Source organism: Streptomyces sp. HmicA12 (assembly GCF_000373565.1).
In the GTDB taxonomy this organism is placed as follows: domain Bacteria; phylum Actinomycetota; class Actinomycetes; order Streptomycetales; family Streptomycetaceae; genus Streptomyces.
In genome coordinates, this window is the sequence record NZ_KB891809.1 from 22671 (window position 1) to 44656 (window position 21986).

General features: G+C 72.5%; 22 protein-coding genes. 3 read left to right on the plus strand and 19 right to left on the minus strand.

What is annotated here, in order from left to right; translation table 11 throughout:
* Positions 1–112 precede the first annotated feature (112 nt).
* The 5 genes from B072_RS0118030 to B072_RS0118050 all read right to left on the minus strand — a co-directional run bounded on the left by B072_RS0118030 (position 113) and on the right by B072_RS0118050 (position 3891).
* Positions 113–469 (minus strand): MmcQ/YjbR family DNA-binding protein, encoded by a 357-nt coding sequence (locus tag B072_RS0118030; RefSeq protein ID WP_018531360.1) that lies wholly within the window; start codon positions 467–469, stop codon positions 113–115.
* A complete protein-coding gene (locus B072_RS0118035) occupies positions 466–1773 on the minus strand; it encodes a hemolysin family protein (protein ID WP_018531361.1) in 1308 nt (435 codons plus the stop codon). Before B072_RS0118035 ends, B072_RS0118030 begins: the two co-directional genes overlap by 4 nt.
* Positions 1770–2267 carry an rRNA maturation RNase YbeY gene (gene ybeY / locus B072_RS0118040; RefSeq protein ID WP_018531362.1) on the minus strand — a complete coding sequence of 166 codons (498 nt, stop codon included), beginning with the start codon at positions 2265–2267 and terminating at the stop codon, positions 1770–1772. The genes B072_RS0118035 and ybeY overlap by 4 nt, the downstream gene beginning before the upstream one ends.
* A 12-nt stretch (positions 2268–2279) precedes the next feature.
* Positions 2280–3314, minus strand: a complete 1035-nt coding sequence (locus tag B072_RS0118045; RefSeq protein ID WP_018531363.1) for a PhoH family protein — start codon at positions 3312–3314, stop codon at positions 2280–2282.
* Positions 3315–3432: 118 nt separating this feature from the next.
* Positions 3433–3891, minus strand: coding sequence for a MarR family winged helix-turn-helix transcriptional regulator (locus tag B072_RS0118050; RefSeq protein WP_018531364.1), 459 nt, complete (start codon positions 3889–3891; stop codon positions 3433–3435).
* Between the two features lie 116 nt (positions 3892–4007).
* On the opposite strand from B072_RS0118050, the gene B072_RS0118055 reads away from it, so the two are divergent.
* Positions 4008–4391, plus strand: coding sequence for a tautomerase family protein (locus tag B072_RS0118055; RefSeq protein ID WP_018531365.1), 384 nt, complete (start codon positions 4008–4010; stop codon positions 4389–4391).
* A gap of 24 nt (positions 4392–4415) precedes the next feature.
* On the opposite strand, the gene B072_RS0118060 is transcribed toward B072_RS0118055, so the two are convergent.
* The 5 genes from B072_RS0118060 to B072_RS0118080 form a co-directional block, all read right to left on the minus strand.
* Positions 4416–5168, minus strand: a complete 753-nt coding sequence (locus B072_RS0118060; protein WP_018531366.1) for a GNAT family N-acetyltransferase — start codon at positions 5166–5168, stop codon at positions 4416–4418.
* Positions 5169–5408: 240 nt separating this feature from the next.
* Positions 5409–6500, minus strand: a complete 1092-nt coding sequence (locus B072_RS0118065) for a PfkB family carbohydrate kinase (RefSeq protein WP_018531367.1) — start codon at positions 6498–6500, stop codon at positions 5409–5411.
* A gap of 89 nt (positions 6501–6589) precedes the next feature.
* A complete protein-coding gene (locus B072_RS0118070) occupies positions 6590–7714 on the minus strand; it encodes an MFS transporter (protein WP_018531368.1) in 1125 nt (374 codons plus the stop codon).
* A 265-nt stretch (positions 7715–7979) separates the two neighbouring features.
* On the minus strand, positions 7980–9275 hold the full coding sequence (locus B072_RS0118075) for a glucarate dehydratase family protein (RefSeq protein ID WP_018531369.1): 1296 nt from the start codon (positions 9273–9275) through the stop codon (positions 7980–7982).
* On the minus strand, positions 9272–10243 hold the full coding sequence (locus tag B072_RS0118080; RefSeq protein ID WP_018531370.1) for a 5-dehydro-4-deoxyglucarate dehydratase: 972 nt from the start codon (positions 10241–10243) through the stop codon (positions 9272–9274). The genes B072_RS0118075 and B072_RS0118080 overlap by 4 nt, the downstream gene beginning before the upstream one ends.
* A gap of 115 nt (positions 10244–10358) precedes the next feature.
* On the opposite strand from B072_RS0118080, the gene B072_RS0118085 reads away from it, so the two are divergent.
* Entirely contained in the window at positions 10359–11156 is a 798-nt protein-coding gene (locus tag B072_RS0118085) for an IclR family transcriptional regulator (protein WP_026245982.1), read from the plus strand.
* Here B072_RS0118085 and B072_RS0118090 read toward each other — a convergent pair.
* Positions 11153–11371 (minus strand): helix-turn-helix domain-containing protein, encoded by a 219-nt coding sequence (locus B072_RS0118090; protein WP_018531372.1) that lies wholly within the window; start codon positions 11369–11371, stop codon positions 11153–11155. The genes B072_RS0118085 and B072_RS0118090 overlap by 4 nt on opposite strands.
* A complete protein-coding gene (locus B072_RS0118095) occupies positions 11371–11862 on the minus strand; it encodes a DUF2975 domain-containing protein (protein ID WP_018531373.1) in 492 nt (163 codons plus the stop codon). The genes B072_RS0118090 and B072_RS0118095 overlap by 1 nt, the downstream gene beginning before the upstream one ends.
* 287 nt (positions 11863–12149) lie before the next feature.
* On the opposite strand from B072_RS0118095, the gene B072_RS0118100 reads away from it, so the two are divergent.
* The gene (locus B072_RS0118100) at positions 12150–13517 is read left to right on the plus strand and encodes an MFS transporter (protein ID WP_018531374.1); all 1368 of its coding nucleotides are present in this window, start codon (positions 12150–12152) and stop codon (positions 13515–13517) included.
* Here B072_RS0118100 and B072_RS0118105 read toward each other — a convergent pair.
* The 7 genes from B072_RS0118105 to B072_RS0118135 form a co-directional block, all read right to left on the minus strand.
* Positions 13478–14509: an adenosine deaminase gene (locus tag B072_RS0118105; protein WP_018531375.1), complete on the minus strand. Its 1032-nt coding sequence runs from the start codon at positions 14507–14509 to the stop codon at positions 13478–13480. The genes B072_RS0118100 and B072_RS0118105 overlap by 40 nt on opposite strands.
* A 47-nt stretch (positions 14510–14556) precedes the next feature.
* Positions 14557–15465, minus strand: a complete 909-nt coding sequence (locus tag B072_RS0118110; RefSeq protein ID WP_018531376.1) for a ribonuclease Z — start codon at positions 15463–15465, stop codon at positions 14557–14559.
* Positions 15466–15497: 32 nt separating this feature from the next.
* Positions 15498–15851 carry a histidine triad nucleotide-binding protein gene (locus tag B072_RS0118115; RefSeq protein ID WP_018531377.1) on the minus strand — a complete coding sequence of 118 codons (354 nt, stop codon included), beginning with the start codon at positions 15849–15851 and terminating at the stop codon, positions 15498–15500.
* 203 nt (positions 15852–16054) lie between these two features.
* On the minus strand, positions 16055–19273 hold the full coding sequence (locus B072_RS0118120; RefSeq protein ID WP_026245983.1) for a S41 family peptidase: 3219 nt from the start codon (positions 19271–19273) through the stop codon (positions 16055–16057).
* Between the two features lie 62 nt (positions 19274–19335).
* Positions 19336–19950: a hypothetical protein gene (locus B072_RS48215; protein WP_018531379.1), complete on the minus strand. Its 615-nt coding sequence runs from the start codon at positions 19948–19950 to the stop codon at positions 19336–19338.
* Positions 19951–20092: 142 nt separating this feature from the next.
* Positions 20093–20839: a 16S rRNA (uracil(1498)-N(3))-methyltransferase gene (locus B072_RS0118130; protein ID WP_018531380.1), complete on the minus strand. Its 747-nt coding sequence runs from the start codon at positions 20837–20839 to the stop codon at positions 20093–20095.
* Positions 20836–21906 carry a nitronate monooxygenase gene (locus B072_RS0118135; RefSeq protein ID WP_018531381.1) on the minus strand — a complete coding sequence of 357 codons (1071 nt, stop codon included), beginning with the start codon at positions 21904–21906 and terminating at the stop codon, positions 20836–20838. Before B072_RS0118135 ends, B072_RS0118130 begins: the two co-directional genes overlap by 4 nt.
* Positions 21907–21986 lie beyond the last annotated feature (80 nt).

Here is a 21986-nt window from a genome sequence, read left to right on the forward strand (position 1 = left end):
GGCGTCGTTGGGTACCGTCACTCCATTCTGCCGCTGTGTCCGCCCGTTGGGGAGGGGCAGTCGGGCCATTTCGGGGCGCACGCGCGGCGCACCACGAGCCGCGCGCCGATACTCAACCCCGATCGAGCCGCAGCCGCTCCGCCCTCGGCAGGCCCGCCACCACCAAGTCGTACGAGTCCTCGACCAGCTCCCGGACGAACCGGTCCGGCAGGTCGCCCACCGTCACCGTGTTCCAGTGCCGCTTGTTCATGTGCCAGCCCGGCACGATCACGCCCTCGTACTCCCGGCGCAGGCGTACCGCGTCGTCCGGGTCGCACTTCAGGTTCGCCGTCAGGGGCCGCGCGTCCAGGGCGGTCAGGGCGAACATCTTGCCGAGGACCTTGAAGACGGACGTCTCCGGGTTGAACGGAAACTCCTCCGCCGCCGCGTTGAACGACAGGCAGAGCGCGCGCAGCTCCTGCGGGGTCATGTGGCCTTCTCCCCCTCGGGGCCGGGCTCCGGTGCGGGGTCCGGCTCGACGAGTACCGTCACGATCTTGTTCCGGCGGCCGGCCGCGGACTCCGCGGTCAGCCGCAGGCGCCGCGCGTCCGGCAGCTCGACGACGGACGACGCCCCCGCGATCGGCACCCGGCCGAGCGCCTTCGCGAGCAGTCCGCCGACGGTCTCCACGTCCTCGTCGTCGTACTCCTCGATGCCGTACAGCTCACCGAGGTCGCCGATGTCGAGGCGCGCGGTGACCCGGAAGCGGTCGTCGCCGAGCTCCTCCACCGGCGGCAGTTCCCGGTCGTACTCGTCGGTGATCTCGCCGACGATCTCCTCCAGGATGTCCTCGATGGTGACGATGCCGGCCGTGCCGCCGTACTCGTCGATGACGACGGCGACGTGGTTGCGCAGCTGCTGCATCTCGCGCAGCAGGTCACCGGCGTTCTTGGTGTCGGGGACGAAGGTCGCCGGGCGCATCGCCGTCGAGACCAGCTCGGCCTCGGAGTCACGGTTGATGTGGGTCTTGCGGACCAGGTCCTTCAGGTACACGATGCCGACGACGTCGTCCTCGCTCTCCCCGACCACGGGGATCCGGGAGAACCCGGACCGCAGGGCGAGGGTGAGGGCCTGGCGGATCGTCTTGTACCGCTCGATGACGACCAGGTCGGTGCGCGGGACCATGACTTCGCGGACCAGGGTGTCGCCGAGCTCGAAGACGGAGTGCACCATACGGCGCTCGTCGTCCTCGATGAGGGACTCCTTCTCGGCGAGGTCCACCATGGCGCGCAGCTCGGCCTCGGAGGCGAACGGGCCGCGGCGGAAGCCCTTGCCGGGCGTCAGCGCGTTACCGATGAGGATGAGCAGTGGCGGGATCGGGCCCATGACGCGTGCCAGTGGCAGCAGGACGTACGCGGCCGCCGTCGCCGTGTTCAGCGGGTGCTGGCGGCCGATGGTGCGCGGGGAGACCCCGACGGCCACGTAGGACACCAGCACCATCACGCCGATCGCGACGAGCAGCGCCTGCCAGGTCTCGCTGAACTCCTCCAGGCACGCGTACGTGACGAGGGCGGCGGCCGCCATCTCGCACGCCACCCGCACCAGGAGCGCGACGTTCAGATACCGCGTCGGATCGGCCGCGACCTGCGCGAGCTTCGCGCTGCCGCGCCGCCCGGACCGTACGGCCTCCTCGGCGCGGAAACTCGACGTACGGGCGATGCCCGCCTCGGCACAGGCCGCCAGCCAGGCGACGACGACCAGTGCGACGGCGCCCGCGATGAGGGAGAGGCTCATGACACGGTCGGGGCCGGCGACGGCCCCTCGATCCCCTTCTCCGCGCGCCAGCCGTCCACGATGGCCGCCTGGAGGCCGAACATCTCGGCCTTCTCGTCGGGCTCCTCGTGGTCGTAACCGAGCAGGTGCAGCACGCCGTGGACGGTGAGCAGCTGCAGCTCCTCGTCCATGGAGTGCTGCGTCGGCGCGTCGTCGCCCTGCTTCTTCGCGACCTCCGGGCAGAGCACGATGTCGCCGAGGAGCCCCTGCGGGGGCTCCTCGTCGTCCTTCATCGGCGGCCGGAGCTCGTCCATCGGGAACGACATGACGTCCGTCGGCCCCGGCAGGTCCATCCACTGCACGTGCAGCTGCTCCATGGCGTCGGTGTCCACGACGATCACCGAGAGCTCGGAGAGCGGGTGGATGCGCATCCGCGCGAGGGCGTAGCGGGCGATGTCGAGGATCGCCTGCTCGTCGACCTCGGTTCCGGACTCGTTGTTGACGTCGATCGACATGGTGGTGCTCGTCTACTTCCCTCTGGGACGGCCCTTGGAGGTGCCGTTCTCCGTACCGTGCTCGGTGTCGTACTTCTCGTACGCGTCGACGATACGGCCGACCAGCTTGTGCCTCACGACATCCTGGGACGACAGGCGCGAGAAGTGCACGTCGTCGAGGCCCTCCAGGATGTCCTGGACCTGGCGGAGCCCGGACTTCGTGCCGTTCGGCAGGTCGACCTGCGTCACGTCACCCGTGATGACGATCTTCGACTCGAAGCCGAGCCGGGTGAGGAACATCTTCATCTGCTCGGGGCTCGTGTTCTGGGCCTCGTCGAGGATGATGAAGGCGTCATTAAGAGTTCTACCCCTCATGTACGCGAGCGGCGCCACCTCGATCGTGCCCGCCGCCATCAGCCGCGGGATCGAGTCCGGATCGAGCATGTCGTGCAGCGCGTCGTACAGGGGGCGCAGGTACGGGTCGATCTTCTCGTACAGCGTGCCGGGCAGGAAGCCGAGGCGCTCGCCCGCCTCGACCGCCGGGCGGGTCAGGATGATGCGGTTGACCTGCTTGGACTGGAGGGCCTGGACCGCCTTCGCCATCGCCAGGTACGTCTTGCCGGTACCGGCGGGGCCGATGCCGAAGACGATGGTGTGCTTGTCGATGGCGTCGACGTACCGCTTCTGGTTCAGCGTCTTGGGGCGGATGGTGCGGCCACGCGACGACAGGATGTTCTGCGTGAGGACCTCGGCCGGGGTCTCCTGGCCGTCCCCCTCGCCGTTCTGCGTCGCCTTCAGCATGGCGATGGAACGCTCCACGCCGTCCTCCGTCATCGGTGCTCCCGTCCTCAGAACCAGCATCATCTCGTCGAACAGGCGCTGGACGAGGGCCACTTCGGCGGGCTCTCCGGTCGCACTGATCTCGTTGCCCCGGACGTGGATGTCGGCCTCCGGGAAGGCCTGCTCGATCACTCGCAGCAACGCGTCACCCGAACCGAGCACCTCGACCATGGGGTGCTTCGCCGGAACCGTGAACCGTGCGCGGGAGCTGGATGGTGTCTGCGTCATGGGCGGGCTCTGAGGGCCGCAGTCTCCTTGTGACAGCCGATGTCTGACGCGCTCCAGCCTACGACGCGACACTGACAGCGCCGAAGGCTTTTCCGGACGCCGGTGCACCGGAGTGGGCTCAGCCTTCGTTGTCCTCGGCCACCGCGGCCTCGTAGGCGCGCAGGGTGTCGACGAAAAGCCGCCGTTGCGCGGGCGTCAGCGGGGTGAGCACGCGGCGCCAGGCGCCGGCCCCGGGGGCGAGCCAGGCGTCGATCGCCGGATGCTGGTCGGGGGCGATGGCGACGATCCTGCGGCGCCGGTCGGCCGGGTCCTCGCGCCGCTCCAGGATTCCTTTGCCGCTCAGGTCCCCGACCATCAGGCTGACCGTGGTGGGGGCGACCTCCAGGCGCGCGGCCAGGTCGTTGACGGTCATGGGGCCGTCGAACAACAGGCAGGCAAGCAGCGACAGATGGCGCGGCGCCAGCGCCTGCGAGCGCAGCGCCTCCGGGACGGGGATGCGCTTCACGCGCCCCGCCATCCGTGGCATGAGCAGCAGCAGCTCCCGCACCGTCGCGTCGACGTCGCCCGGTCCGGCCATCACGCACACACCTCTCACCCTCACCATTTACCTTTGATGACAAAGGTGCTTTGCTTGCAAAGGTAATCGCGGCCGCGGTTCTCACCCACAGGTCCCCGACCACGGGAGATTCCACCATGCCCCACTTCACGGTGCACATCACCGAGTCCGCCCTCACCGACACAACCGAGAAGGCCCTGATCAGCGAGCTCACGGACGCGGTCGGCAGCGTCTTCGGCGACGGATTCCGCGACCTGGTCGCCGTCGATCTCGTCGGCATCCCTGCGCACCGGCGTGCCATCGGCGGCACGACGATCACGCGGGCCGCCCCGACCGTCACCCTGAGCCTGCGCGAAGGGGCCTACCGGCACCCGCAGGTGCCGGACGCCGCGGCACGGCTGGTCGTGGCGATCACCGACGCGGTGGCCGGCGCGCTCGGGGAGCAGGTCCGCGAGGAGGTGACGGTGTCCCTGGAGGCCGTGCCCGCCGGGCGCTCCGGCGCCGGCGGGCAGGTCGGCTGACCCGGCCCGCCGACGCCGCGCACGTCAGGCCTCCAGGCGCAGGTAGAGCCGGGTGCCGCGCGGCTCGAAGCCGACGCGTTCGTAGACGCGCCGGGAGTCCTGGCCGCCGTACTCCAGCCAGACCGATCCGGCGCCGCCCTCGTGCAGCAGGGTGCGGGCCAGCTCCGCGGTGACGGCGGCGGCGATGCCCCGGCCGCGGTGGGCGGGGCGGGTGCCGACGCCGGCGAGTTCGGCGGTGCCCGCGGCGGGCGGGCTGCACAGGGCTCCCCCGGCGACGGTGCCGTCCGCGGCCCGGACCAGGCGGACGGCGCCGCCCGTGTCCGCGGTGCGCCGCAGCCGGGCCGCGCCCTCCGGGGACGGCGGGAACTCGCCGCCGAAGGCCTCGGCGAGCGCCGCGTCGAGGTCCGTGTAGTCGGCGTCGGTCGTCGGCGCCTCCACACGCGGGCCGTCCTCGGGCACGGCGAGCGTGTCCGGGGTGCAGACCAGGTAGGTGTGCTCGGCCTCGGGCGTGAAGCCCGCGGCGGCCAGCGCCTCGGCGGCCCGCGGCGCGGCGTCCGGCGCGAACTCCAGGCGCGGCACCAGGTCCCGGTCGCGGAACGCGGCGATCAGGGCCGCCACGTCGGCCGCGGTGGGGGCGGCGCCGGGCAGCGGGCTGGCGTAGTTGACGTAGGGGCTGGTGGTGCCGGGGTCGATCCCGAGCACGAAGCCGCCGGTCTCCACCGGCTCGGGGCGACGGCGCAGGTGGGCGACGGTGAAACGCTGGACGTCGGAGTCCATGGTGATGGTGGTGTCCTCACGTGATGAAGCAGGCAGAAGGAAATGCGTGCGTGGGGCCGCCGTGAGGAGGGCGTGGGCGCCCGGAACCGAGCCGTACGAAGACGGGCTCAGTACCGACGGCGGCCGCTGGCGGTCGCCGAGTTCATGGGCTTCAGTCCTTGAAGGATGAGAAGTGGTGGTCGCTGTCGGGTGACGGCGGCGTTCACTGTGGCACGGCCGCCGCCACTCCGACAAGCGGTTTTACGCGGACCGCCCGAAGCCGATCGTCGGCACCGCCCGGCGCAGCGGCCACGGCCGGGATGTCTCGGGCAGCAGCGGGTTCAGGAAGGCGTACCGGTTGAGGGCGGCCAGGTCCTGGGCCTCGTACGACTGGACGTGCTTCCACCACGCGGCGATCTCCGACCAGCCCGGTGCCGACAGCGAGCCGCCGAACTCCTGGACGGAGAGCGCGGCGGTGAGTCCGGCGAAGGCGAGGCGGTCGGCGAGCGGCCAGTGGGCCAGGGTGCCGGTGACGAATCCGGCGACGAAGACGTCCCCGGCGCCGGTGGGGTCGAGGGCCTCGACGGCGATGGCGGGGACGGAGGCGGTCTCGCCGGTGCGGCCGTCCACGGCGTAGGCGCCCTCGGCGCCGAGCGTGACGACGGCCAGCGGTACGTGTTCGGTGAGCGCGTGCGCTGCGGCGCGCGGGCAGGACGTGCGGGTGTACCGCATGGCCTCCTCGGCGTTGGGCAGGAACGCCTCGCACTGGCCGAGGTCCGGCAGCGCGGCCAGGTCCCAGCGCCCGGTCTCGTCCCAGCCGACGTCGGCGAAGATCCGGGTGCCGTGGCGTGCGGCCTCGCCCACCCAGGGCTGGTCGGCGCCCGGCGTCAGCGAGGCCACGGCCGCTCTGGCGCGCGGCGGGCAGCGCGGCGCGGGCTCCTGCGGCGGCGGCTCGTGGCCGTGGCTCACCATGGTGCGTTCGCCCTCGTACGCCATGGAGACGGTGACGGGCGAGTGCCAGCCGGGGACGGAGCGGGAGTAGCCGAGATCGATGCCCTCGCCCTGTTCGAGGGTGTCCCAGCAGTACTCGCCGTAGTGGTCGTCCCCGAAGGCGGCGGCGAGCGAGGTGCGCAGCCCGAGGCGGGCGAGCGCGGCCGCCATGTTGGCGATGCCGCCGGGGCTCGAACCCATGCCGCGTGCCCAGGACTCGGTGCCGCGCACGGGCGCCGAGTCGAGGCCGGTGAAGATGATGTCGAGGAAGACGGTGCCGGTCAGATACACGTCGCAGGGCGGATCGGCGGGGGTGCGCAGCGCCGCCAGGGGGTCCACGTGGGCCGGGTCGGTAGGGGTCACGTCGGTGCTCCTGCAGGGGTACGGGTCCGCACAGTGTGCACGAAGGCGGTCCCGTACCCCTGTAGTTGCCATCGGTACGTGGCACTACGTCACGTGGCGCCCGGTTCCGGGCGGATCGTGACGCGGTGCGCGGTCGCGTCCGGGGCGGTGCGGGTACCCGCTCGGGCCGCCGGGCGGCGTGCCGGGCGCGCCGTGTCGTTGCGCCCGCCGCCGCGGACGAGCAGCACGCTGAGCGCGGCGAGGAAGCCGACGACGGTGAGGCCGACGAGCCCGCCCTTCGTCGACCCGGTGGTGTCCTCGATGATCCCGAAGGCGGTGGGGGCGACGAACCCGCCGAGGTTGCCGATGGAGTTGATGAGGGCGATGCCGGGGGCGGCGGCCCGCGCGTCGAGGTAGCTCTGCGGGATGGTCCAGAAGACCGGCGAGGCAGGCTTGAACCCCATGGCGGCGAGGCACAGCGCGCCGAGCCCCACCCAGGGTGAGACGAACACGGCGAGCAGGGTGCCCGCGCCGCCGAGCAGCAGCAGTGCGACGAGGATCGGCCGCCGCTTGCCGAGCCGGTCGGAGAGCCGCCCCGACACGTACACGGAGGCGATGGCGAACAGCCACGGCACGGCGGTCAGCAGTCCGACCTGGAAGTCGGTGAGTCCGCCGATGTCGTCGGCGATGGACGGCAGCCAGAAGGTGACGGCGTACAGCGCGACGTTGATGGCGAAGTAGATCCACAGGAAGATCAGCATCTGTGGATCGGCGAGCGGCTTCCACCGGGAGACCCGCTCGGTGCCGCGTCCCGCCTCGCGCTCCTTCTGCTCGGCGTCGATGACGGTGGCGAGTCCGTCCTTCTCCTCCTGGGTGAGCCAGGTGGCGCTCTCCACCGAGGAGTCGAGGAACCGGAAGACGACGAAGCCGAGCACGACGGAGGCGACGCCCTCGATGAAGAACATCCACTGCCGGCCGGAGTGGCCCCAGACGCCGTGCATCTCCAGCAGGGCGCCGGAGATCGGGCCGACGATGACGGTCGCCGTGCCCGAGCCCATCAGGAAGATCGCGGTGGCCCGGCCGCGGTGCGAGTCGGGCAGCCAGCGCGAGAAGTAGTAGATGACGGCCGGGAAGAACCCGGCCTCGGCCACGCCGAGCAGGAAGCGCAGCGCGTAGAACATCTCCGCGCTGTTCACGAAGGCCATCCCGGTGGCGACGACACCCCAGCTGATCATGATGCGGGTGAGCCAGATCTTCGCACTCCCCCTTGCGGCTAAACCGCCGCCGCTCTCGCGGACCCGGTTGCTCGCCGTGGGGTGACCCAATTGATGGCTGAGGTCCAAGACGTTGGGGAGATCGACGTGACGTCCCGAGCCTGTGCCGCCCTGCTCTACCGACGAGCCCCTGGGCACTGCTGCAGACACGAGCGGCTCCGGTCGTGGGGCAGGAGAGGGGGATGTCCGGCGAGGGGGCGGCCGACTGCCGCCCCCGCGCCGGGAGTTACCAGCGGGGCACGGACGGGGTGACCCACTCCGGGTCGAGGACGCGCATGGCGGCGGCGTCGTCGCGGTCCCGCAGGTGCGCGTAGTTCTCGTCGAGCCACCGCTGGTGGAGCGACTCGACCTTGGCGCGGTCGAGTTCGACGCCGAGGCCGGGCGCGTCGGACACGGCGACCTTGCCGTCCCGGAAGGTGAGGCGCTCGGTGAGGACGTCCTCGGACTGCCACGGGTAGTGGGAGTCGCAGGCGTGGTGGAGGTTGGGGACGGTGGCCGCGACGTGGGTCATCGCGGCGAGGCTGATGCCGAGGTGGGTGTTGGAGTGCATGGAGACGCCGACTCCGAACGTGCGGCAGATCGCGGCGAGTTGCTGGGTGTTGCGCAGGCCGCCCCAGTAGTGGTGGTCGGAGAGGACGACCTGTACGGCGCCGGTGGTGAAGGCCTCCTGGATCTCCGCGAAGGTTGTCACGCACATGTTGGTGGCGAGCGGCACCCCGGCCTTGGCGGCGACCTCGGCCATGGCGGGTGTGCCGAGCGCCGGGTCCTCCAGGTATTCGAGTACGTCCTTGAGCTCGGCCGCGACCTTGAGCGAAGTCTCCACGGACCAGGCGCCGTTGGGGTCCAGGCGCAGCGGCTTGCCGGGGAACGCCTCGGCGAGGGCCTTGATCGCGGCGATCTCCTGGTCCGGCTCGAAGCAGCCGCCCTTGAGCTTGAACGACTCGAAGCCGTAGCGCTCGTGGAAGAGGCGGGCCTGGGCGACGACACCGGCCGGGTCGAGGGCGGCGCCCCAGTCGTCCTTCTCGCTCGGGATGCCGTCGGGGTGGTCGGCGTTCTTGTAGAAGAGGTACGCGCTGTACTCGACGGAGTCGCGGAGCTTGCCGCCGAGCAGGGCGTGCACGGGCAGGCCGAGCGCCTTGCCGAGCGCGTCGAGGCAGGCCACCTCGAAGCCGGAGACGACGGACAGACGCAGCTTGTCGGCGGTCTGGACGCCGCGCAGGCCGCCGACGTCGACCTGGTTGTCGACGCGCGCGTCGTCGACAGAGACCTCGTCGGCGATGGCGAACAGCCCGTTGAGGTCGCTGACTTGACGGCCTGTCAGCCGCTCGGCGAAAGGCCGGGCCAGCTCCAGGTACTTGGCGTCGCCGTATGTCTCGCCGACGCCGGTGACGCCGTCGGCCGTGACGACCTCGACGATGAGGCGGGGCGTGTACGGCTGGTGCAGGCCCTGGGTGTTCAGGAGCGGCGGGTCGGCGACGAGGATCGGGGTGAGGCGGACGTCGGTGATGGTGAGATCGGTCATCGGGCGGCTCCGGTCGGGGCGGAATCGGACGGGGCGGATACGAGGTCGAGCCCGGCGGCGAGGACGCGCTCCAGGTCGGCGAGGTCGGCCGGGGTGGGGTCGGCGAGCGGGGCGCGGACGGGGCCGACGGGGCGGCCGCGCAGCCGGGCGGCGGCCTTGACGAGGGAGACGCCGTAGCCGGGGACGCGGTCGCGGATCTCGACGAACGGGACGTAGAACTCCCGGAGCAGCCGGTCGACTTGAGCGTCGCCCCCGTCGCGCAGGGCGGTGAAGAACCCGGCGGCGATCTCCGGCGCGAAGGCGTGCACGGCCGAGGAGTAGGCGGGGACGCCCACGGCCGCGTACGCGCGTGCCTGGATCTCCGCGGTGGCGGCCCCGTTGAAGAAGAGGAAGCCGTCGGGCGCGGCGAGGGTGAGGCGCTGGAGCCGGTCGAGGTCACTGTGGCCGTCCTTGAGGCCGATGACGTTCGGCAGGGCGGCGATCGCCGTCAACGACTCGGCGTTGAAGGTGACTTGGTCGCGCTGGTAGACGATGAGCGGGAGGCGTGTGCGGCTCGCGATCTGCTCGACCTGGCCGACGAGGCCGCTCTGCGGGCCGCAGACGAGGTAGTGCGGCAGCACGAGCAGCGCGTCGGCGCCGGCCTCCTCGGCGATCGCCGCGAACCGGACGGCCTGCGCCCAGCCGTAGCCGATCCCGGCGACGACGGGCACGCGGCCCGCGCTCTCCTCGACGGCGGCCGTGACGACCTGCCGGTACTCGTCCTCGTCGAGGGAGAAGAACTCGCCGGTTCCGCAGGCCGGGAAGAGTGCGCCGGGCCCGGTGGCCGCCTGCGCGGCGACGTACTCCCGGAAGGACTCCAGGTCGAGCGAGCCGTCGGCGCGGAAGCTGGTCAGCGGGAAGGAGAGCACCCCGTTCGCCATGCCCTCGCGCAGCCGCTCCACGACGTCACCGTTCACCATCGCCGCCATCCCGCCCTTCCATCCGCTGTCTCCGTACGTAGATGCCATCCACACATGTAGACGGAGATTAGATACGCGAACACCGGGCGTCAATGGGTCGGAGGCATCGGCTTACGATCGGCCCATGTCAGAGGAGGAACAGCGCAGCCGTGGTGTCCGTGAGGTGAAGTCCGCGGCCCGGACCGTCGAGCTGCTCGACGTGCTCGCCGCGCGCGGCGACCGCCCGGCCCGCCTCCAGGAGCTCGCGGACGAGCTGGCCGTGCCGCGCAGCTCCATGTACGCGCTGCTGCAGACGCTGATCGCGCGCGGCTGGGTGCGCACCGACGTCACCGGCTCGCTGTACGGCATCGGCATCCACGCCCTGCTGACCGGCACCAGCTACCTGGACACCGACCCGTACGTGCGCACCGTGCGCCCCTTCCTCGACGAGGCGTCCACGGCGCTCGGCGAGACGATCCACCTGGGCCGGCTGGACGGGTTCGATGTCGCCTACCTCGCGACCCGCGAGTCCCACGAGTACCTGCGGACCATCAGCCGGGTCGGCCGCCGGCTGCCCGCGCACGTCGGCGCGCTCGGCAAGGCGCTGCTCGCCGAGCGCCCGGACGCGGAGCTGCCGAAGGGCCCGTACGTCCGGGCGACCGTGAACACGCACACCACCCGCGAGGCGCTCGCCGCCGACCTGGAGGCGACCCGGGCCCGCGGTCACTCGATCGACCGCGAGGAGGGCGTGGCCGGCATCGTCGGCTTCGGCTTCGCCCTGCACTACGCCGTGCCCGCGCACGACGCGATCAGCTGCTCGGTGCCGGTCGCACGGCTGACACCGGAGCACGAGGAGCGCATCGTGGCGGTGATGCGCGAGATCCGCTCGAAGATCGAGACGGCGACCCACCGGGGCGGCTCGGGGACCCCCGACTGGCGCTAGGACATGTCGTCCTCGGCCTCCCAGCGAAGGAGGTCGCCCGGCTGGCACTCGAGCACCTCGCAGAGCGCGGCGAGCGTCGCGAAGCGCACCGCCTTGGCGCGGCCGTTCTTGAGGACCGCCAGGTTGGCGGGGGTGATCCCCACGCGGTCCGCGAGTTCGCCCACGGACATCTTCCGCTTGGCCAGCATCACGTCGATGTCGACGGCGATCGGCATCAGATCACCTCGTCCAACTCGGCCTGCATCCGCGCCGCTTCGACGTCGCGGGCGACGGCCTGGGCGAGCAGCATCCGCAGCACGAGCACGATCAGCGCGACTCCCAGGACGGCCAGGCCGATCCCGCCCATGATGAGGGTGACGCCCGGATCGTCCCGCTGGCCGGGCGCGTTCAGGGCCGTGACCGCGAACCACACGAGAGCGGCGGCGACGATCGCGCCGATGATGCCGTCCACGTACCGGAAGGCGGCGTGGGAGAACACGGTCCCGCGTCGCACCATCGTCACCAGTCGCCATACGCAGACCAGGGCGACCTGGGCCGCCCCGACCCCCAGGACCGTGACCACGCGCAGCGGGGTCAGCGGGAGCGATCCGTCCTCCGGATCGTTCCCACTGACCAAGGCCCACACCATCAACGCCTGTACGAACACGGTGCCGGTGAGCACCACCACGAGCACGGCGCGCAGCGCGCGCACGGTCAGCTTCCCCATGACCCATCTCCCCATCGATCCACGATGGAAATCTATCGAATCTCGATAGATGAGGCAAGAGATGAAGCGCGCAACTACCCGGCCGAACCACCCCCAAACTGAATGTGTCCCAGGTCACAAGGCCCCGCCTTCTGTGCGGGGCCTTCGGCTTGATACAAATTGGCCGCGCCCAGACGTCCCCGGTTCGGTCCCGTTCGCAAAGACGTCGCGCTCCCAAACTCCCCCGCCTTACCACCCCCTTGCCCAAAACAGCGTCCAAGGCAGGGGGCCGTCCTACAGGAACGCCCGTGTCCTCGCGCACCCCCCGGCCCGCCCTCATAGCCCTCTTCACGGCCGGGTACCTCGCCGCCTATCTCCTGCCCACGGTTGTCGGCCGTCTCGCCGTCAGCCTGCGCCTCTCTCCCCCTCAGGCCGGTCTCATCGGCAGTGCGCTGCTGCTGAGTTCGGCCACCGCGGGCCTCACGCTCGCGGCCCGCGTCGAACGCGTCGGCGCCCGCCGCGCCGCCCGCGCCGGACTGCTCCTCGCCACCGTGGGCTACGGCACCGCGGCCCTCTCCTCCGCCGTCCCGCTGGTCGTCGCGGGTGCGATGATCGGCGGCTTCGGCTCGGGCACCGCGACGGCCGTCGCCGCCACCGGGATCGCCGCCCAGAAGGACCCGCACCGCGCCTCGACGCTGGGCCTGCTGACGGTCTCCGCGCTCGCGGGCGCGCTGTATCTGACGATCCCGCGCGTCAGCACCGGACACACCCTGCCGTTCGCGGCGCTCGCCCTGACCGCGCTCACCGTGTGGCCCGCGACGCACCGCCTCGACGCCCCGGCGGGGCCGGACAACAGCGCGGCCCGGGCCCCCAAGTCTCCGCTCCCCTACGCCCGTTCAGGGATGGTCCTGGCCACGGTGATCGTCTGCTGGTCGATGGCGCAGAACTCCCTGTGGGGCGTCAGCAGCCGCATCGGCACCGAGCAGGCGGGCCTGTCCGAGGTCGCCGTCGGTTCGGTCTTCGCGATCGCGCTCGGCGCCGGACTGCTCGGTGTGCTCGGCGCGGGCGCGCTCGGCGCCCGGATCGGCCGCGCGGTGCCGATCGGCGCGGGCACGGCGGCGATCGCCTGCTGCATCGCGCTCAGTGCCCGCGCGGACGGCCTGGCCACCTTCGCCACCGGCGAGATCGCCTGGAACGTCCTGTACCCGGTGGTGCTCTCCTACCTGCTCGGCCTCGGCGCGTCCCTGGACCCGCGCGGCCGCTGGGCGGTCCTGGTCGGCTCGGCGTCCTCGCTGGGCACGGCGTGCGGCCCGCTGGTCGGCAGTTCCCTGTCGCAGAGCGTCGGCTTCCCCGCGATGGGCGCCGTGCTCGCCGTGCTGCTGCTCCTGCTGGCGGTGCCGCTGACCGCGGTCACCCTGCACACGGGCGGCCGCCCGCTGTTCGCCGGGGCGGCCAGGCGCCGCAGCGGTGCCCCGGTGGGCGCCATCGTCCCGCCGTCCGGGCTGCCCGAGCAGCCGGTGGTGGAGATCGAGGTGCCCGCCGCCATCGAAGAGGCGCAGCCCGACCCCGTACAGGCCGGATTCACGACGGCGGGCCCCCGACAGGAGAGTCAGTCGGATCAGGCGGTTCGGACGGTTCAGTCGTCGAACGCGTACGCCTCGACCTCGGCGATGTAGCGCGCCCTGCGCTCCTCTTCCTCGGCGCTGCCGTCCAGGAAGGAGGCCACGAACGAGTTGCGAGCCAGTTCCCGCAGCCGTTCGTGGTCCAGGTCGAGGGCCTCGCGCACCGCGGCGAAGTTGTCCCCGGCGTAGCCGCCGAAGTAGGCCGGGTCGTCGGAGTTGACCGTGCACAGCAGCCCGGCGTCCATCATCGCGACGAGCGGGTGGTCCACCAGGACGTCGATGGTGCGCAGCCGTACGTTCGACAGCGGGCACAGCGTCAGCGGGATCCGGTCGCGGACCAGGCGGGCCACCAGCTCGGGGTCCTCCATGGACCGCAGGCCGTGGTCGACGCGCTCGACCCCGAGGACGTCCAGGGCCTCCCACACGTACGACGGGTCGCCCTCCTCGCCCGCGTGCGCGACCTTGCGCAGGCCCAGCTCGCCCGCGGCCTCGTACACGTCACGGAACTTCGACGCCGGGTTGCCGACCTCGGCCGAGTCGAGCCCGACCCCGACGATCCGGTCGAGGTACGGCTTCGCGGCCGCCAGCGTCTCCATCGCCGACTCGGCGGACTGGTCGCGCAGGAAGCACATGATGAGCTTCGTGGAGACCCCGTGCCGCTCCTCGCCGCGCGCGAGGGCCCGCGAGAGGCCCTCCACGACGGTCCCCATCTCCACGCCGCGCGCCATGTGCGCCTGCGGGTCGAAGAAGATCTCCGCGTGCCGCACGCCCTGTCCCGCGGCGCGCGCCAGGTAGGCGTCGGCGAGCGCCTCGAAGTCGTCCTCGGTGATGAGGACGGCCATCAGCGCGTAGTACAGGTCGAGGAAGGACTGCAGGTCGGCGAAGAGATACGCCTGCCGCAGCTCCTCGGTGTCGGCGTACGGCAGGGTGATGCCGTTGCGCGCGGCGAGCTCGAAGGCCAGCTCGGGTTCGAGGGTGCCCTCGATGTGCAGGTGGAGCTCCGCCTTGGGGATGCGGGCGTGGGATGCGAGTGGTGCGTGGAACATCTGTGCATCGTACGGGCCGCCCGGCCCGCCGCACCTCGCTCACCTGGTCAGACGCGCTTGGGCACGGTGACGCGGTCCAGGTCGCGGGCGACCGTCAGCTCCCCGTCGAACCCGGCGGCCCGCGCCTGCCGGGCGAACTCCTCCGGGTCGGCGTAGCGCTGGCTGAAGTGGGTGAGCACGAGATGCCGTACGCCCGCGTCCCGGGCGACACGGGCCGCCTGCCCCGCGGTCAGGTGGCCGTGGTCGGAGGCGAGCCGTTCGTCCTCGTCGAGGAAGGTCGACTCGATGACGAGCAGGTCGCAGCCGGCCGCGAGCGCGGTGACTCCGTCGCACAGCCGGGTGTCCATCACGAACGCGACCCGCTGCCCGCGCCGCGTCTCGCTCACGTCGTCGAGCGTGACGCCGCGCAGCTCGCCCTGCTTCTGGAGCCGGCCCACGTCGGGCCCGGTCACCCCGTGCTCGGCGAGCCGCTCGGGCAGCATGCGCCGCGCGTCGGGTTCGACGAGGAGGTAGCCGTACGACTCGACGGGGTGCGACAGCCTGCGCGCCTCCAGCCGGTACGCGGGCGTCTCGGCCAGCACGCCGCCCTCGCCGCTCACCGGCTCCTCGGCGATCCGGACGGTCTCGCGGTACGCGGTCGCGTACCGGAGCCGGTCGAAGAACCGCTGCCCGGACGCCGGGTAGTGGGCGGTCACCGGATGCGGGACCCGGTCCAGGTTGATCCGCTGGATGACACCCGCGAGCCCGAGGCTGTGGTCGCCGTGGAAGTGGGTGACGCAGATCCGGTTCAGGTCGTGGGCGGCGACACCGGCCCGCAGCATCTGCCGCTGCGTGCCCTCACCAGGGTCGAAGAGGATGCCCTCGCCGTCCCAGCGCAGCAGGTAGCCGTTGTGGTTGCGGTGCCGGGTCGGGACCTGGCTCGCGGTGCCGAGGACGACGAATTCACGTACGGACATGAGGAGTTACCTGGATACCTGGTTGCCGGTGCTTATCCGGGCGGCCACTGCAGGCCGCGGCCGCCGAGGACGTGGGCGTGCGCGTGGAAGACGGTCTGGCCGGCGCCGCTGCCCGTGTTGAACACGAGCCGGTAGCTCCCCAGCTTCTCCTCCTCGGCGATCTCGCCGGCCTCGCGCAGCACGTCGGCGGCGACGGCCGGTTCGGCGGTGGCGAGGGAGGCGGCGTCGGGGTGGTGGACGCGCGGGATGACCAGGATGTGGGTGGGGGCCTGGGGGTTGATGTCGCGGAAGGCGACGGTGGTCTTGGTCTCGCGGACGATCGTGGCGGGGACGTCCCCTGCGACGATCTTGCAGAACAGGCAGTCCGCCTGGGGTTCGCCGGGCATGTTCTGGTCTCCTTTGCGGGGCGGTCGCGACTTGGCGGAATCGTATCGATCAGCCTCGACGGGGGTGGCATCGGCGTCGGCGGGGTGATCTTTCGTGGGCCACCGCGCCCCTGCGGCGGGCGAAGCTCGCTGTCAGGGGCGCGGGGAACTGCGCGAGAAGCCCCACCGGCCGTCAGCCGAGAGACAACCGCACCCGGCAGACGCTAAGGCAGCGTCGGCGCCACCTTCGCCGGGTTCTCCTCGAGCGCGGCCAGCGCGAGCCGCACCGCCTCATCGAGCTGCGGGTCACGCCCGGCGACAGCGTCCTGCGGCGCGGCCACGACCTCCACGTCCGGGTCCACCCCGTGGTTCTCGAGACCCCACTCGTACCCCTCCATCCAGGTCGCGTACTTCGGCTGCGTCACGAGCGTCCCGTCCACCAGCCGGTACCGGCTGTCGATCCCGATGACGCCGCCCCAGGTCCGCACCCCCACCACGGGACCTATCCCGAGCGCCTTGATCGCCGCGTTCACGATGTCGCCGTCGGACCCGGAGAACTCGTTGGCGACGGCGACGACGGGCCCCCGGGGCGCGTCCATCGGGTACGTGAAGGGGCGGCTGCCGCGCGGCACGTCCCAGCCCACGACCCGGCGCGCGAGCTTCTCCACGACGAGCTGCGAGGTGTGCCCGCCCCGGTTCTCCCGGACGTCGACGACGAGCCCGTCCCTGGCCACCTCCACGCTCAGGTCGCGGTGGATCTGCGCCCACCCGGGCGCCTGCATGTCCGGCACGTGCAGATAGCCGAGCCGCCCGCCCGACCGTTCCCGGACGTAGGCCCGGCGGTCCGCCACCCACGCGTGGTAGCGCAGCGGTTCCTCGTTCTCGACCGGGACGACGACCACGTGCCGCGGATCGCCGCCGCCGGCCGGGGACACCGTCAGCTCGACGGGCTTGTCGGCGGTGCCGACGAGCAGCGGGCCTGGCCCGGTGACCGGGTCGACGGGCCGCCCGCCGACCGCCACGATCGCGTCCCCCGCGCGCACGGCGACGCCCGGCGCGGTGAGCGGGGAGCGGGCGCGCGGGTCGGAGGTCTCCGAGGGCAGCACCCGGTCGATACGCCAACTGCCGTCCTCGTGGCGGGAGATGTCGGCGCCGAGCAGCCCCTGGCGGCGCGCGGCGGACCCGCCGCCGCCGCGCGGCATCACGTACGCGTGGGAGGTGCCGAGCTCGCCCTGCACCTCCCACAGCAGGTCGACGAGGTCGTCGTGGGTGGCGACCCGCTCCAGCACCGGCCGGTAGCGCTCCAGGACGCCGTCCCAGTCGACGCCGTTCATGTCCGCGCGCCAGAAGTTGTCGCGCATCAGGCGGCCGGTCTCCTCGTACATCTGCCGCCACTCGGCCGCCGGGTCGACGGTCTGGCTGATGCGCGCGAGGTCCACGGTGATGTTGGTGTCGCTGTCGTCGTCGTGCGCGGGCCGCCGGTCGCTGGGGACGACCTTCAGGACCTCGCCGGTCCACAGCAGGACGCGCTTGCCGTCGCCGGTGACCTCGAAGTGGTCGGCGTCCGCGCCGATCTCCTCGATGCGCTGCTGGGCGAGGTCGTAGCGTTCGAGCCGGGTCTTGGGTTCGGCGTCGCCGAGTCCGGCCCGGGAGTCGCCGAGGACGCCGCGCACGGGGTGCCGCAGCCACAGCACGCCGTCCTTGGCGGTGCGCAGCGTCGAGTAGCGGGCGGCCTCGACGGGGAACGGCACGACGCGGTCGACGAGCCCTTCGAGGTCGACGCGGGTGGCGGGCGCGCCCTCGCTGTCGGGGGTCTCGGACCCGGGGGTGTCCGGGGTGTCGAAGGGGCGGCCGTGCCGCTGCGGTCCGAACGGGGACGGGGTGGTCGCCGCCAGCGTGATCAGGTGCGGGCGCGAGCCACTCACGAAGGCGAGGTCGAAGGCGTGCTCGTCGTAGACGGGGTCGAAGGACCGCGCCGACAGGAACGCCAGATGCTTCCCGTCGAGCGTGAACGCGGGCGCGTAGTCCTTGAACCGCAGCGCGGTCGCCTCGGTGACGGCCAGGTCCGCGGTGTTGGCCAGCTTCAGCTGGCGCAGGTCGTGCGGTCCGGGGTGCGACCAGGCGAGCCACGCCGAGTCGGGCGAGAAGGCGAGCCCGGTGGCGTGCCCGTCCTCGCTGCGGTCCACCTCGCGTACGTCGCCGCTGTCCCGCTCGACGAGGAGTACGCGGCCGTCGTGCGCGGCGACGGCGACCCGGCCGCCGTCCGGGGCGACGGCCAGGCCGAGGACCCGGCCCAGCTGTCCGCCGCCGAGCCGGCGCGGGGTGGCCCCGGGCGCGGTGCCGGTGGACGGGGCGAACTCCAGGGCGTCGTCGCCCTCGGCGTCGGTCACCCACACCACGTGCTCCTCGCCGCCGACGCGGAACGTGTGCGGGAGTCTCGCCCGTACCCCTGGCCGCGCGGCCAGGGCGCGGGCCGGGCCCGCGCGGTGGGTGACCCAGTGCACGGCGCCGCGCACCGCGACGGCGCTGCCGCGTCCGGTGTGGTCGGGCGAGGCGGCACCGAACCAGTGGGCGGCGTCCACCGGGCGCGGCTGCAGGTCGGTGCGCTGCCCGCCGAGCCGGATGTCGAGGCGGCGCGGCGCGGCGTCCGCGGCGGACAGGTCCCCGACCAGCCACAGCTGACCGGCGCTCGCGTACACGACGCGGCTGCCGTCGGTGGCGGCGTGCCGGGCGTAGAAGCCGTCGACGGGGCTGTGCCGGCGCAGGTCCGTCCCGTCGGCCAGGGACGAGTAGAGCGCGCCGACGCCCTCGTGGTCGGAGAGGAACGCGACCCGGTCCCCCACCCACATCGGGTACTCGATGTTCCCGTCGAGGTCGGCGTGCAGCCGGACGAACTCACCGTCTCCGGCGCGGTCGATCCACAACTTGCCCGCGGTGCCGCCCCGGTACCGCTTCCACCAGGCGGCCTCCCGGCCCATCGGCGCGGACAGCAGCACCACGTGGGCGTCGGGGCCGAACGCGACCCCGCCCACCGGTCCGTACGGCAGCGTCTCGGCGGGCCCGCCGTCCAGCGGCAGCGCCCGCGCCCAGCTGCGGCGCAGCGAGGCCTGGCCGTGCGTGCTGGTGGCGAGGACCCGGCCGTCGGGCAGCCAGCCGCGCACGGACGTGGTCCAGCTCCCCCAGTGGGTGAGGCGCTCGGCCGGTCCGCCGTCGACCGGCGCGACATGCACCTCGGGGGCGCCGTCGCGGCGCGAGGTCCAGGCGACGGTGGCTCCGTCGGGGGATATCCGGGGATGGCTGACGGGCATGTTGTCGGCGCTGACCCGCCAGGCGCGGCCGCCGTCGAGGGGCGCGGCCCAGACGTCGTCCTCGGCGGTGAAGACCACCGACTCGCCGTGCAGGTGCGGGAACCGGAGATAGGCAGGAGCGGCAGGGTTCGTCACCCCGCCAGCCTAAATTTGCCGCCCGCCCCACGTCTGCGGTTTCACGATCACCGGCCGGACGGTCACTTGCCCTGGAAACAGGAACAACTCGGGTCGGGCGGCGGGGCGGTCGTCGTGGCAGTGGCAGTGGCAGTGGCGGTCACGGTGACCGTGGTCGTGGCGCCGGGCGCGGGTTCCTGATGCGACGGCTCCTCCTTGGGAGGCTCTTCCTTGGGAGGCTCCTCCTTAGGAGGTTCCTGCGTCGGCGACTCCTCCTTCGGCGGCTCGCTCGTCGCGGGCTCCCCGCTGTTGTCCTGTTCGGCACAGTTGCCGAGGACCCCGAGGTGGAACCACTCCTTGCCTCCGACGGTCGCCGTCAGGCTTCCGCGCACGCAGTGGCCGGACACGACCCCGTGCACGGTCCCCTTGAGGACGATGTCCTGCCCGTCCTGGGTCTTCCCCTGGCAGTTCACCTCGACCTCGCTCGGCGAACTGGAGGACCCCCCGTCGACGTACGTGCCGCTGCAACTGAGCCACGCCACGTCCACGTGCTGCCGCTCCAGCTCCTCCGTGCCCTGCTGGTCGGTCGTGGCCGCGGCCGTCGACGGGTTCAGATCCTCGTCGACCGGCTGACATGCGACAACACCCCCGATGACGGCCACGGCCGTCAGTCCGCCCGCGGCCAGACCGCGCCGCATCCGAACTCGCCCTCCGAAACGCCTCAATGCCCCCATGCGCGGCAGGGTCCCATCGCGCGGGCCCGCGGGACAGTCCCCTTTTCGGCAGAATTCGCCGAGTTCTCGCGCCGCACGGGCCGCGGAGCCGCGGCCGCAGCCCGGTTCAGCCCCAGCGCCCCGTACGCCCCAGCAACAAGGCCACCGCCGCCGTCCCCGCGGTGGACGTCCGCAGCACACTCCGCCCGAGCCGGCACGCCCGCGCCCCGGCCTCCCCGAACACCGCCAACTCCTCGGGGGACACGCCCCCTTCGGGCCCGACGACCAGCACGATCTCCCCGTCCGCCGGAAGCTCCACGGACGCCAGCGCGGCGCTCTCGTGGTCCCGGTCCTCGTGCAGCACCGCGGCGAAGTCGGCCCGGGCGAGCAGCGCGGCGACCTCCTTCGTCGACGCGGCCTCACCGACCTCGGGGAACCGCACCCGGCGCGACTGCTTCCCCGCCTCGCGCGCGGTGGCCCGCCACTTGCCCAGCGCCTTGAGCCCGCGCTCGCCCCGCCACTGCGTGATGCAGCGCGACGCCGCCCACGGCACGATCGCGTCGACCCCGGTCTCGGTCATCGTCTCGACGGCGAGCTCACCCCGGTCGCCCTTGGGCAGTGCCTGGACGACGGTGATCCGCGGCCGCGCCTCGTCCTCGAAGCGCACCGGTCCGGCCTCGACGACGAGCCGGTCCTTGCCCTCGCTGCCCGCGACGACGCCCTCGCACCACGAGCCGAGCCCGTCGGTCAGCACCACGGCCTCCCCGGCCCGCAGCCGCTTCACGGAGACGGCATGCCGCCCCTCGGGCCCTTCCAGTACGCACGTGCGGTCGCCGGGGACGGCCCCTTCGACGACGAACACCGGCGCGGTCACGCGGCCCCCTGCCCCAACGAGCCCCGGGTGGCGTCGAGTTCGGCGGCCAGCACCTCGACGAGCTGCCCGGCGGGCAGCTCCCGGGCGAGCCGGTGCCCCTGCCCCGCCCACAGCGCCATGGCCTGCGGGTCCCCGGCCTTGGCGGCGGCCTTGCGGATCGGCGACGTCATGTGGTGCACCTCCGGGTACGCGGCGGGCGCGTACGGCCCGTGCTCGCGCAGGAAGCGGTTGACGAGGCCGCGCGCGGGCCGCCCGGAGAAAGCCCGGGTCAGTTCGGTGCGGGTGAACAGCGGGTCGGTCATGGCCTGCTTGTGCAGGGCGGGCGCCCCGGACTCGGGCGTCACGAGGAACGCCGTACCCAGCTGGGCGAGGTCCGCCCCGGCGGCGAGCACCGCGGCGATCTGCGCGCCCCGCATGATCCCGCCGGCCGCGACGACCGGCAGCCGCACGGCCTCCCGGACCTGGGCGATCAGCGCGAGCAGCCCGACGCCGCTGCCGTCGGCCTCGGGGTTGTCGCGGTGGGTGCCCTGATGCCCGCCGGCCTCGATGCCCTGGACGCAGACGGCGTCGGCCCCGACGGCCTCCGCGGCCCGCGCCTCCGCGACGGTCGTGACGGTGACGGCGGTGAGGGTGCCGACCCGGCGCAGGGCCTCGATCGCCTCGCGGCTCGGGCAGCCGAAGGTGAAGGACACCAGCGGCACCGGGTCGTCGACGAGGATGGCGAGCTTGGCGTCGAAGCCGTCGTCGCGTCCGCTGTCGGGGTCGCCGAGCGGCGTCCGGTACCAGGCGGCCTCGCCGGCGAGCTGCTCGCGGTAGACGTCGACGGCGGCCGCGTCCGCGTACTCGGGCTGCGGCATGAAGAGATTGACACCGAACGGCTGTCCGGTGAGTGCCCGCACCTGCTGGATCTCCTGGTACATGCCGTCGGCGGTCTTGTACCCGGCGGCGAGGAATCCGAGCCCGCCCGCCTCGGACACGGCGGCCACCAACTCCGGACGGGACGCGCCGCCCGCCATGGGGGCCTGCACGATCGGACAGCGGCAGAGATCGGTCAGTGCGGAGGACATGACGGCATCGTGCCACGTCCTGTTCAACTGGCCGAATCGAACGTTCCGCACCCCGAAGGGGCGCGGGGAACGGCGCGAGC

What these genes read in the sequence shown, in the direction of transcription:
- B072_RS0118095 (WP_018531373.1), bottom strand. Translation starts at nt 11,862, where the DNA reads ATGGGGAAGCTGACCGTGCGCGCGCTGCGCGCCGTGCTCGTGGTGGTG.
- B072_RS0118070 (WP_018531368.1), bottom strand. Translation starts at nt 7,714, where the DNA reads ATGATCAGCTGGGGTGTCGTCGCCACCGGGATGGCCTTCGTGAACAGC.
- B072_RS0118050 (WP_018531364.1), bottom strand. Translation starts at nt 3,891, where the DNA reads ATGGCCGGACCGGGCGACGTCGACGCGACGGTGCGGGAGCTGCTGCTG.
- ybeY (WP_018531362.1), bottom strand. Translation starts at nt 2,267, where the DNA reads ATGTCGATCGACGTCAACAACGAGTCCGGAACCGAGGTCGACGAGCAG.
- B072_RS48215 (WP_018531379.1), bottom strand. Translation starts at nt 19,950, where the DNA reads ATGCGGCGCGGTCTGGCCGCGGGCGGACTGACGGCCGTGGCCGTCATC.
- B072_RS0118080 (WP_018531370.1), bottom strand. Translation starts at nt 10,243, where the DNA reads ATGGCGGCGATGGTGAACGGTGACGTCGTGGAGCGGCTGCGCGAGGGC.
- B072_RS0118105 (WP_018531375.1), bottom strand. Translation starts at nt 14,509, where the DNA reads ATGTTCCACGCACCACTCGCATCCCACGCCCGCATCCCCAAGGCGGAG.
- B072_RS0118075 (WP_018531369.1), bottom strand. Translation starts at nt 9,275, where the DNA reads ATGACCGATCTCACCATCACCGACGTCCGCCTCACCCCGATCCTCGTC.
- B072_RS0118030 (WP_018531360.1), bottom strand. Translation starts at nt 469, where the DNA reads ATGACCCCGCAGGAGCTGCGCGCGCTCTGCCTGTCGTTCAACGCGGCG.
- B072_RS0118060 (WP_018531366.1), bottom strand. Translation starts at nt 5,168, where the DNA reads ATGGACTCCGACGTCCAGCGTTTCACCGTCGCCCACCTGCGCCGTCGC.
- B072_RS0118045 (WP_018531363.1), bottom strand. Translation starts at nt 3,314, where the DNA reads ATGACGCAGACACCATCCAGCTCCCGCGCACGGTTCACGGTTCCGGCG.
- B072_RS0118135 (WP_018531381.1), bottom strand. Translation starts at nt 21,906, where the DNA reads ATGTCCTCCGCACTGACCGATCTCTGCCGCTGTCCGATCGTGCAGGCC.
- B072_RS0118035 (WP_018531361.1), bottom strand. Translation starts at nt 1,773, where the DNA reads ATGAGCCTCTCCCTCATCGCGGGCGCCGTCGCACTGGTCGTCGTCGCC.
- B072_RS0118115 (WP_018531377.1), bottom strand. Translation starts at nt 15,851, where the DNA reads ATGCCCGGCGAACCCCAGGCGGACTGCCTGTTCTGCAAGATCGTCGCA.
- B072_RS0118085 (WP_026245982.1), top strand. Translation starts at nt 10,359, where the DNA reads ATGTCAGAGGAGGAACAGCGCAGCCGTGGTGTCCGTGAGGTGAAGTCC.
- B072_RS0118090 (WP_018531372.1), bottom strand. Translation starts at nt 11,371, where the DNA reads ATGCCGATCGCCGTCGACATCGACGTGATGCTGGCCAAGCGGAAGATG.
- B072_RS0118055 (WP_018531365.1), top strand. Translation starts at nt 4,008, where the DNA reads ATGCCCCACTTCACGGTGCACATCACCGAGTCCGCCCTCACCGACACA.
- B072_RS0118110 (WP_018531376.1), bottom strand. Translation starts at nt 15,465, where the DNA reads ATGTCCGTACGTGAATTCGTCGTCCTCGGCACCGCGAGCCAGGTCCCG.